General features: G+C 61.6%; 8 protein-coding genes and 3 pseudogenes. All 11 read right to left on the reverse strand.

The genetic code is table 11. The annotated features are described in order from the left end of the window. Positions 1-15 precede the first annotated feature (15 nt). The gene (locus MESS2_RS21905) at positions 16-1668 is read right to left on the reverse strand and encodes an ATP-dependent nuclease (protein ID WP_040593724.1); all 1653 of its coding nucleotides are present in this window, start codon (positions 1666-1668) and stop codon (positions 16-18) included. Positions 1669-1812: 144 nt separating this feature from the next. Further along, a complete protein-coding gene (locus tag MESS2_RS21910) occupies positions 1813-2109 on the reverse strand; it encodes an AzlD family protein (protein WP_008876644.1) in 297 nt (98 codons plus the stop codon). Next, a pseudogene (locus MESS2_RS21915) lies at positions 2106-2393 on the reverse strand (AzlC family ABC transporter permease); the annotation flags it as partial. The pseudogene MESS2_RS21915 and the gene MESS2_RS21910, both read right to left, overlap by 4 nt. Positions 2394-2441: 48 nt before the next feature. Next, positions 2442-3836 carry a glutamine synthetase family protein gene (locus MESS2_RS21920; RefSeq protein ID WP_008876646.1) on the reverse strand — a complete coding sequence of 465 codons (1395 nt, stop codon included), beginning with the start codon at positions 3834-3836 and terminating at the stop codon, positions 2442-2444. A 32-nt stretch (positions 3837-3868) separates the two neighbouring features. Then, positions 3869-4975, reverse strand: a complete 1107-nt coding sequence (locus tag MESS2_RS21925) for a branched-chain amino acid ABC transporter permease (RefSeq protein WP_244440044.1) — start codon at positions 4973-4975, stop codon at positions 3869-3871. A gap of 1 nt (position 4976) precedes the next feature. Then, positions 4977-5876 (reverse strand): branched-chain amino acid ABC transporter permease, encoded by a 900-nt coding sequence (locus MESS2_RS21930; protein WP_008876648.1) that lies wholly within the window; start codon positions 5874-5876, stop codon positions 4977-4979. A gap of 7 nt (positions 5877-5883) precedes the next feature. Next, positions 5884-6588 carry an ABC transporter ATP-binding protein gene (locus MESS2_RS21935; RefSeq protein WP_008876649.1) on the reverse strand — a complete coding sequence of 235 codons (705 nt, stop codon included), beginning with the start codon at positions 6586-6588 and terminating at the stop codon, positions 5884-5886. Positions 6589-6637: 49 nt separating this feature from the next. After that, a pseudogene (locus tag MESS2_RS34170) lies at positions 6638-7791 on the reverse strand (ABC transporter substrate-binding protein). Between the two features lie 42 nt (positions 7792-7833). After that, positions 7834-8559: an ABC transporter ATP-binding protein gene (locus MESS2_RS21945; RefSeq protein WP_008876652.1), complete on the reverse strand. Its 726-nt coding sequence runs from the start codon at positions 8557-8559 to the stop codon at positions 7834-7836. A gap of 156 nt (positions 8560-8715) precedes the next feature. After that, a complete protein-coding gene (locus MESS2_RS21950; RefSeq protein WP_008876653.1) occupies positions 8716-9300 on the reverse strand; it encodes a helix-turn-helix domain-containing protein in 585 nt (194 codons plus the stop codon). A 71-nt stretch (positions 9301-9371) separates the two neighbouring features. Further along, positions 9372-9632 (reverse strand): annotated as a pseudogene (locus MESS2_RS21955) (hypothetical protein); the annotation flags it as partial.

Below are 9632 nucleotides of genomic sequence, written 5' to 3' on the forward strand. Positions count from 1 at the left end.
GACGGGCCGTGAGGCTCAGGCAGTCCCTTTCCGAGCGGGGTTTCGAATCCACGCGACGATGCTTTCAAGAAACTGCCACACATCATTATGGGCAGGCTGCACGTAATTCGGATCAGCAGGGTCGCTGCCCAACCGCTCCAGCATCGCTACAGTCCAGTCCGTTTTCTTGCCTGCCACTTCAAGTGCCGGAAGCCAATTCTCAAGTTCACCTCGGCGAACCGGAAATATCCCATACTCCTCAAGGTTGTTAAACAATTGCTCGGCCGCAGCTTTGTCATTCGCATCAAGGATACCAATTCCCCCATCGGACTTCATATCCTTCCCGGTGGCAACAAGTGCGTCCTTGATCGCAACGCGCTGCTGACCGTAGCCCAGGTGTAGGGCAGTTGGTACCTGGGCCGCTTTCAACCAGTCCGTCCAAGTCGCGCCGCCGTCCTTCACGAAATCGATATCGGGAATTGCCGCCGCTGGTACTCCAAATTGTCGTAGCGGTCCCATCATATCCTTGATGGTCTGTTTGTTCTGGGCGTTGATAAAAAGGATCGAGGGATAGTCAGGTTTGCTGGCCGCAAGCCGATGATAGATTTCGCCATAGAACGCCCGATCGTTATCCGATTCGCAAATCACCACCCCGTCATGAAATAGGCCCGAAATAACATTGGCGCTTCGCATGAGCGGACGCTTGAAAAATTTTTCCAGGATTGTCGGATCGATCATGCGTGCGCGAGATTTGCCATTGCTATATTCCAGTCGAACTACGCGCACAGCTGGTGATGCCTGGACACATCCCATGAGGAAGTCGGAGCTATGGGTAGATGCCATGAGCGTACCCCCACGTTCCGCAGCCAAGCCAGCAAGACTTTTGCCAAGCTTACGCGCTAAAGGGGGATGCAAGAATGCCTCCGGCTCGTCCACAAGGATGGTGTGGAATTCCCCTGAACAGACAGCTGTCACGATGCCGGTAAACGCTTGCACCCCATCACTGGCATCTTTGATGTAGACAGCATCAGCGTGAAATTTGCGAGCATCCGCATTAAGCGATTGCTCATCAGCCAACGGTTCTTTTTCAGAAAGCCGAATACGAAGTTGACCTAGATTGGTTGGGTCCACCACGAAATTCAGGCCAAAGGCCTCTTTAACAAGTGCTCGAACCTTTTGTCGCGCCGCGTCATCCTTGAAGAGGTGCATTAGGACGTTTTGCGCCGGCCCGGTTAAATCATGCCCAGGCTGATCGTTTGTGAGATTAAATCGCGACCTACCGTCAAGCCTGATTACGCCCCACTTCAAATACTGGGTTGCAAACCAGTACTTGTCATTTTTTTGTCCCACAATGTTCAGAAGAGCTTGCTTATCCATCTGCAAACTCTCTTGACCGCCAGATGGATTCAATCGGCCAAGCATGATAGTATCAATTGGCAAATTTGGTATGCTGAAAGGACTCATCTTTTCAAGAGTGGCGTTGACGCTTTCATCATTCGGCCATTCAACTTCGTAGTCTTTAAGTATGTTAAGGCCCGCAGGAAACGGGTGAACGTTGAATGCCTGCTCGATCTCACGCAGAACAAGGCTTTTGCCGGAATTATTAGGGCCAACAAATATCGTTATCCCCTTTGCGGGCAAGCTGATTGGGCCGGTCTCGGTGAAATCTAGATTGATCGAATGAAGCACGGGCGCGGCTCGCAATAGGATTGATCACGGGCATATCACTACGAGAGTGGATATTGCCACCACCATTTTGACCCTTGGCTATACAAGGGCCGACTTCGCCGTCTCGGCTCTGTAGGGAACCACGCCATCGCGCCTCGCGTCTGATTACCCGACGAATTGCCGCGCCAGGATCAACACCGCGGCTCCGACCAAAAACATCGCCATCAGCCCGCCGCGCAGCGACACCAGCGCGGTGACGATCAGCGCCGCCCATTCCGCCGGCCCGGCGGTAAGGGCGGCCGGCGCCACCAGTGTCGTCAGCACCGCCGCCGGCACGGCGTACAGCCCGGCCTCGACCCGCGGATGGATGTTTTCGAAGCGCGAGATGACCAGGTGCCCGCCAATGCGGGTGAGATAGGTGGCGACCGCACCGGCGATGATGATCCACAAGGTCGTGCTCATGGCCGCGCCTCGACACCGCTGTGGTGAGGGGGCAGGATTACGGCAAGCAGCACGCCGGCAATCGCGCCGATGGAAACGTGCCATGGCGATCCGACCGTCTTGTAGGCGATGATCGAGGCGGCGGCACTGGCCACGACCACCGGCAGCCACAATGGCCGTTTGCGAAAACCCATGACCAGGCCGAGGAAATAGATCGGCAGCAGGAAATCGATGCCCAGCGCATGCGTGTCGGGGATGAGCTTGCCGAACACCGCGCCCAGCGCGCTTTCGACCACCCAGAACATGATCGCCGCGGCCGCGCCAGGCACAAAGTGCGGGCAAATTCGCTCGCTTCAGCTGACGAAATAGCGCTGCCATTCGAAGTCGGTGATATGCGATGCCTGCCAGGCGTCGAACGCTGCTTGCTCGGCGCGCCGGCTCTCGGCGTAATTGTCGCGAAACACCTCGCCGAAGGCCTCGGCGCAGAAATCGGATGCGGCGAAGGCTTCGATCGAGGCGTTGAGCGTGCGCGGCAATTTCGGCTTGTCGAGATTGGCGAGGTTCGATGTCACCGGCGCCTCGAGCGAAAGATCCTTTTCGATCCCCTCGCAGCCCGCCACCAGGATCGCCGCGATCGACAGATACGGGTTGATGTCGGCTCCGGGCGCGCGATGCTCCAGCCGGCAGGCGCCATCATTGGGCGTGGTGATGGCGCGGATCGGCGCGGTGCGGTTCTCGAATCCCCAGGCAACGTCTTCCGGCGACCAGGCACCACGATCGAAGCGGCGATAGGAATTGACCGTCGGCCGGAACAACAGATGCGTTTCCTGCATCCGGTTTAGCACGCCGGCGACGAATTTCTCGGCGACCGGCGTCAGCCGGCCCGGCCCGGCGGCAAAGGCCGGCTTGCCGTCGCGCCACAAGCTGACATGATGATGCGCGCCGCAGGCGCTTTCCTTGCCCGGCGGCTGGAACCGCGTCATGAAGGTCGCGACCAGCCCGCGCTCGGCGCAGAGTTCGCGCAGGTGCAGCTTGGCGCGCATGGCGTCGTCGGCCGCCTGCAGCGCCGTCTTTGGCGTCAGCGCGTATTCATACATGCCAAAACCGTATTCGGTCACCAGAGAGGCCACGCCGATGCCGATGCTTTTCATGCGGGTGATGAATTCAGCGGCGAAATCCTGGTACTCGCCGCTGCGCACCAGGTCGTAATTGATCAGCGAATGGCCCCAGGGCTTCAACTCGCGATAACGGCCGGCGCGCATCAAATCATGGTCGGCGTGAAAAATGCCGAACTCATATTCGAGCGCAAAGCGCGCCTCGTAGCCAAGCGCATTGGCCCGCTCCTCGACCTTGGCCAGGACGCCGCGCGGATCGAACGGGCAGACCGCGCCGTCGAGCATGTAGGCGCGGGTGATGGCCGAGGCGAATCTCGGCTTCCAGCCGTGCTGGACGACGGTCGCCGGGTCGATGATGCCCTTGATGTTGGGAAAGCCATTCTCTTCATTGGCGCTTGCCGAAGCGAAGGCCACGTCGCCCATCGGCTGACCGTCGCCATGGGTTACGCAATAGAGGATGGCGTTGATCGCTTCGCCGTAACTCGACAATTTCAGCGGCGCGATCTTGGAGCGAAAGGCGCCTGACGTGTCAACCGTATGGATCTCGATAAATTCGACGCCGTCGGCTGCCAGCTTGCTCTGCAGCGCCTTGAGCTTGGGCGCGTACGCCGCGACCCTGTCCTCAAATTCCACTTTCAACCTCCACCAGAAAACACCAGGCATCGCTACTTTGCGTGCCTGAAAAATCGCGACAGCAACTCGTCCAGTTCGTAGCGGCCGCTGATGCCGCTTGGCCGAAAGGCCATGCAAAGCACGATGACGACGCCAAGTGCGACGCCGGACAGACCGAGCAATTGCGGCAGCTGGATACCGGCAATCGTCACGCCGGATTCGATGCTGCGGATAAATTCGAGCCCGACCGAAAGCACGATGACGCCGGTCACCGCGCCCGTCACCGTCGCCATGCCGCCGAGGATCAGCATCGCCAGCGTCATGAAGATCATCTGGAAGTAGAACAGCTTCGGGCTGATCGTGCCGGCGAAATAGGCGTAGAGAACACCAGCCAGGCCGCAGATCAGCGCCGACAGCACCCATGACATGAGGCGCAGGCGCCGGGCATCGATACCGAGCGCGGCGGCCGCTTGCGGACTCTGCGCGCTAGCCCTCAGCTGCATGCCCCAGCGGCTGTCTTTGAACAGCCGTGCCAGCACGATCACCACGACCGACATCACCATCATCCACGGCAGGCCGACCACTTTCGGAATGCCGAAGAAGGCCTGGTTGCCCTTGAACAGGTCGGTCCAGTTCAGGAACACCGAATGGACGATGATCAGCAGCGCCAGGCTGACAATCGTTGCGGCGACGCCCGAGAGGCGGCTGATGACCTTGCCGCTGATCAAAGCCAGAATGCCGACCGCAAGCAGCGCGAGCAGCGCCGATGAGACGGGGTCGAGTTCCAGCGTCGCGAACCCGAACGGGGCATTGGGGATGGAAAGCTTCTTCATCGCCAGCGGTGTCGACAGGATGGCCACGCCATAGGCGCCAAGGCCGACAAAGGCGCTGTGGCCGAGATTGGCGATGTTGCTGTTGCCCATGAACACTTGCAGGCCGACGACGACGATCAGGTTCACAAAGGCGCCGAGCGCCAGGAAGGTGTGGTAGGTCGGCGCGAAGTTCAGGATCAGCAGTCCGACCACCAGCACCGGCAACGACGTCACCAGCCCGCCGATGAGCGAGCGCGCCAGCGCGCCGCCGGGCCGTGTGGCAGCGACAGGCGCGGTGTTTTCGATCGCCTGCGACATCTCTGATCTCGCCACCTCGGTTCTCGCCACCTCAGATCTCCTTGTCGCCGAGTTCGACCCGTTGGCCAAGCAGGCCTTCCGGTCGGTAGACGAGGAGCGCGACGATGATCACGTAGGTAAGCGCGTCCTTGAAGCCCCCATATTCCTGCGGCAAGACGACCAGCAGGCCGACTTCGATGAAGCCGAGCAGCATGCCGCCGACCGCCGCCCCGGGAAGCGAGCCGAAGCCGCCGATGACGCAGGCGACGAAAGCCTTCAGCACCAGGCTGAAGCCGAGATCGGGCGAGACGCTGCCGCGCCGCGCCATGATGAACACCGCCGCGATGCCGGCCAATGCGCCCGAAACAGCGAAGGCAGTGGCAATCACCCGGTTGGCCCTGATGCCCATCAGGCGAACGGTGGCGAAATCGCGCGAGGCCGCGCGGATCGCCAGACCGAGCGTCGACCGGTTGAGGAAAAGCACCAGGGCCAGGATGGTCAGGCCGGAGACGATCAATTCCATGACCTGAAGCGACGACACCGCGAACGGCCCGAAGAACCACATCTGGTTCAGGCCATTGAGGATCGAGACCGATTGCGGCTTCGGCGAGATCAGCAGCATGAACAGGTTCTGCACGACGATGCTGACGCCAAAGGCCGTCAGCAATCCCGTCGTCGTCGGTGCATAGCGAACCGGGCGGAACGCCACGCGCTCGAAAGCGATCGCCGCCAGCGCCGCCGCGGCGATGGCGAGTAGAACCGCGACGATTGGCGACGTAAGCCCCAGCGCCGCCGCCAGGAACACGCTGTAGGCCGAAACGCCGATGATCTCGCCATGGGCGAAATTCACCAGCCCCATGATCGAAAACACCACCGCCAGGCCAAGCGCCACCAGCGAATATTCCGCACCGAAGGCAAGTGCGTTCAAAAGTTGCTGCAGAGCGTAGTCCATGCCGCGCCTATCCGCCGATATAGAGATTGAGGAGGCCATGTTCGTCGGCGAGCCCGGACGGCGGCCCGTCGAAGCGAAGCACGCCGGAACTCATGACATAGACGCGGTCGGCGAAGCGCAGCGCCTGCCTGGCGTTCTGCTCGACCACCAGCAGCGTCAGCCCCTCGGCCTTGAGCTGGCCGATGAAATCGAAGATCCGCACGACGATCTTCGGCGCCAGCCCCAGCGAGGGCTCGTCGAGAAGCAGAAGCTTTGGCCGCGACATCAGCGATCGCGCAATGGCCAGCATCTGCTGCTCGCCCCCAGAAAGCGTGCCGGCTGCCTGCGCGTATCGTTCGGAGAGGACCGGAAACAGAGCGAGGAAGCGCTCCATATCCTGGCGCACGCCCTTGGGATCGCGCCGCGTCGCCGCACCCAGCCGCAGGTTCTCGCCAACCGTCAAATTGGCGAAAATGCGCCGGCCTTCCGGCGTCGACGTCAGGCCGGCGCGAATGCGATCCTCGGTTCGAACGCGCGATATGTCCTGACCGTCAAGCACGATACGGCCGGCCGATGGTGCGACAAGGCCCGTCAGGGCATTGATGGTCGAGCTCTTGCCGGCGCCGTTCGGGCCAAGCAGGGCGACAAGCTCGCCCTGCCCCACCGACAGCGACAGGTCGCGCACGGCGGCAACCGCGCCATAGCGCACGCCCAGATTCTCGACCTTCAGCACGAACCGGCCCGGATTGTCGCTCGCGGCATCATCGAAAAAGCTTTGCCAATCAGTTCAACGCTGGGACGAAGGTCGGCTGCGCGTCGGTGATCAGCACGCGTTTGCCACCGGAGAATCCCATCACCGGCACGGCCTTGACCGGATAGCCCTTCTTTTCGGCAAACGAGATGATCGGCGCGGTCGTGCCGGGATAGCCGCCCGGGGCGCGGATCGCTTCGCGCAAGGCGGCAGGCTCGATGGTGCCGGACTTCTTCGCCGCCTCATAGCTGATCTGCACCATGTCGGCGCCGAGCGCATCGAAGATGCCGTTGATCTTGTAGCCGTCGGCCTTGCACTGCGCCAGGAACTGGTCGATCGGGCTGTCGACGCCGGTCGCGCCATGGGTGGCGAACATCACCTTCTCAAGCGACGCCGGATCGCCGACGGTTCCTTCCAGCGACTTGTCGTCGAAGGCGTCGCAACCGGCGACCCAGCCGTCATAGCCGTTGGCGCGCAACTGGCGAATGAGGATGCCGACATCGGGCAGCACGCCGCAGACATGGATGGCATCCGGCTTCTGCGGCAATGCCTTGATGCTGGCGATCTGCGGCGACCAGTCCGTCGTGCCCAGGAATAGTTGAGCTTGGAGACGACCTTGCCGCCGAGATGCTCGAACACCTCGCCGAACCATTCCGGCAGTTTTTCCGAGTAGGAGCCGGCATCGGGCGAGACCAGCAGCGCCACGGTGCGCGCGCCCTTGCCGTAAAGCGCATTCGCGGTTGCCGCCGCATTGATCGGGTCAGGCACCGCGCCGGCAATGAAATTGTCGAGACCGGCCTGCTGCATCTCGATCTGGGTGTTCGGCGCCGAAAACACCGTCGCGCCATAGGGCTCTGCGATCTGGGCGGTCGGGATCAGCGCATCCGGGAACGGCACGCCGGTGATGACCTGCGCACCGGCATCGAGGAATTTCTGACCGAGCGAAACCGAAAGCTGCGGATCGGAACGGTTGTCCTCGATCATCAGCTCCACCTTGGGATCACCGGCGCCAGCCGCCTTGTTCAATTTGTCGGCCATGCAGCGCGCGCCTTCGGCCTCGCTGTAAGGCGCATAGGTCCCGGTCATCGCCACGGCGAGCCCGATCTTCAGATCGGCAGCGCCGGCATGCGCCACCTGCAAGAGCCCCGCCGCGGCAATCGTGGCCCCCAAGATCATCCTGTCCATTGAACCCCTCCTTCTCCCTTGTTGTTGCAGTTCCAGGCGCCGTCACGATGTCTCGGACTGCCCGACATAAACCTCGATGACGCGCGGATCGCGCCACACCTCTTCGGTCTGCCCGGATGCGATCACCTGGCCTTGGTCCATGACGCAGAGCCGGTCGCAAAGCCGGTTTATGAAACGCAGATCGTGATCGATGACGATGGTCGCGCAGCCGACATCGCGGCGAATGCCCTCGATCGCCACCGCCAGTGTCTCGGATTCGTCTTCATTGAGCCCGGCCGCTGGCTCGTCGAGCAGAAGCAGCAGCGGACCGAGCGCCAGCGCACGGGCGATTTCGAGCCGGCGCTGGCTGCCGTAGGACAGGGTTCCGGCCGGAATATCGGCGAAGCCGTCCAGTTGATACTGGGCAAGCAGCCGGTCGACGCCGATGCGGGCCGCGACATCGGGGCGGACCGAGCGACAGGTGATATGGGCGACCTCGACATTCTGCCGGACGGTCAAATCCCTGAACAGCCGGATGGTCTGGAAGGTGCGGCCGACGCCGGCCCGCGCGCAATGCTCGGGACCGTGGCCCGTGATTTCCTTGCCCGCCAGCTTCACACTGCCGGTGTCCGGCCGGAGTACACCGGAGATGGCGTTGACCAGTGTGGATTTTCCCGCACCGTTGGGACCGATCAGGCCGAGGATTTCGCCGGCCGCGCAGGACAGCGAAGCACTGCGCAAGGCCTGCACGCCGCCAAAGGTCTTGCTGACTGCCTCAACCGACAGCATCGGTCACATCTCCCCATCCCGGCCGATGGCTTTTTCTCCTGTCAGCCGCTCATCAGGATGCTAGACCCCAGACTTTTCCATAACAAGTATTTTTTTCCATTTTAGAAAATATTCTTGGGGAGCTTAACTTTTGGCCTCGAATCCGGCCGGCAGGAATCAGACCACGGCGCCGGCCGGCAGCCCATCGCGCGGAACCGTGTTCGACATCAGCATGACGACGGGCTCATCGCCGAGCGCGATATAAGCGTGCCGCATTTCGCCGTCGAACAGGATGCTGTCGCCTGGTTGCAGCACCGTCGGGTCATAGTGGACCGTATGCAGTTCCAGGCTGCCGCTGAGCACATGGATGAACTCTTCGCCCGAATGGCTGCGCCAGCCGCCATTCTCCTCAAAGCTCCTTGCCCGCAGCGTGACGCGCCAGAAAATGTTGGTCTTGTCGCGAAAATCGCTGCACAGCACCTCGAATTCCATGGCGTTGCCGTGATGCAGGATGCCGCTGCCGGCGCGCGTGATCGAGCGGCGCGCCTGCATGCCCGGCTTAGGGCTGAACAGGAAGGATGCCACCGGCACATGCAGTACGCCGGCAATCATCAGCGCCACGTCGACCGTCAGGCGCGCCTTGCCGTTTTCGAGCTTCGACAGTTGCGAGACCGAAAGGCCGGAGCGCTCGCTGAGGTCGCGCAGCGTGATGTTCTGCTCCTTGCGCGCATCCCTGATCTTGCTGCCCACATTGCCCTGCATCGCCCACGCCCTTGGCTGTCGTGTTTCCAATTCGACAAGCTCTAGCGGCGTGGCCTGAGGGCGTCCAGCCTTTAGACGGCTACGGCTGATTTCGGCCATAGTGACATCGCGACAGTGGCAAAGCTTGTCTCCAGGGTCTGGCTGATGAGCCCGAAAGTTTCCGGATCGGATAGCAGGTCGTTGCGGACTTCGAGATAGAGGCAGGGCCTGCCCTGCTCCAGCCCGTGGCGGTTCAGCGTATAGCCGACTGCCTGGCGCCAATCATACGGCTCGTTATCGCCGATCCTGAGCCCCGCATCGGCGCCATGCGCGCCGAGGGTTTTGAGCACCGA

It is taken from the genome of Mesorhizobium metallidurans STM 2683 (assembly GCF_000350085.1).
GTDB classification, from domain to species: Bacteria; Pseudomonadota; Alphaproteobacteria; order Rhizobiales; family Rhizobiaceae; genus Mesorhizobium; species Mesorhizobium metallidurans.

Bases quoted from the DNA above. Each gene is read 5' to 3' on its own strand.
- MESS2_RS21910 (WP_008876644.1), bottom strand. From the start codon at position 2,109: ATGAGCACGACCTTGTGGATCATCATCGCCGGTGCGGTCGCCACCTAT.
- MESS2_RS21945 (WP_008876652.1), bottom strand. From the start codon at position 8,559: ATGCTGTCGGTTGAGGCAGTCAGCAAGACCTTTGGCGGCGTGCAGGCC.
- MESS2_RS21930 (WP_008876648.1), bottom strand. From the start codon at position 5,876: ATGGACTACGCTCTGCAGCAACTTTTGAACGCACTTGCCTTCGGTGCG.
- MESS2_RS21950 (WP_008876653.1), bottom strand. From the start codon at position 9,300: ATGCAGGGCAATGTGGGCAGCAAGATCAGGGATGCGCGCAAGGAGCAG.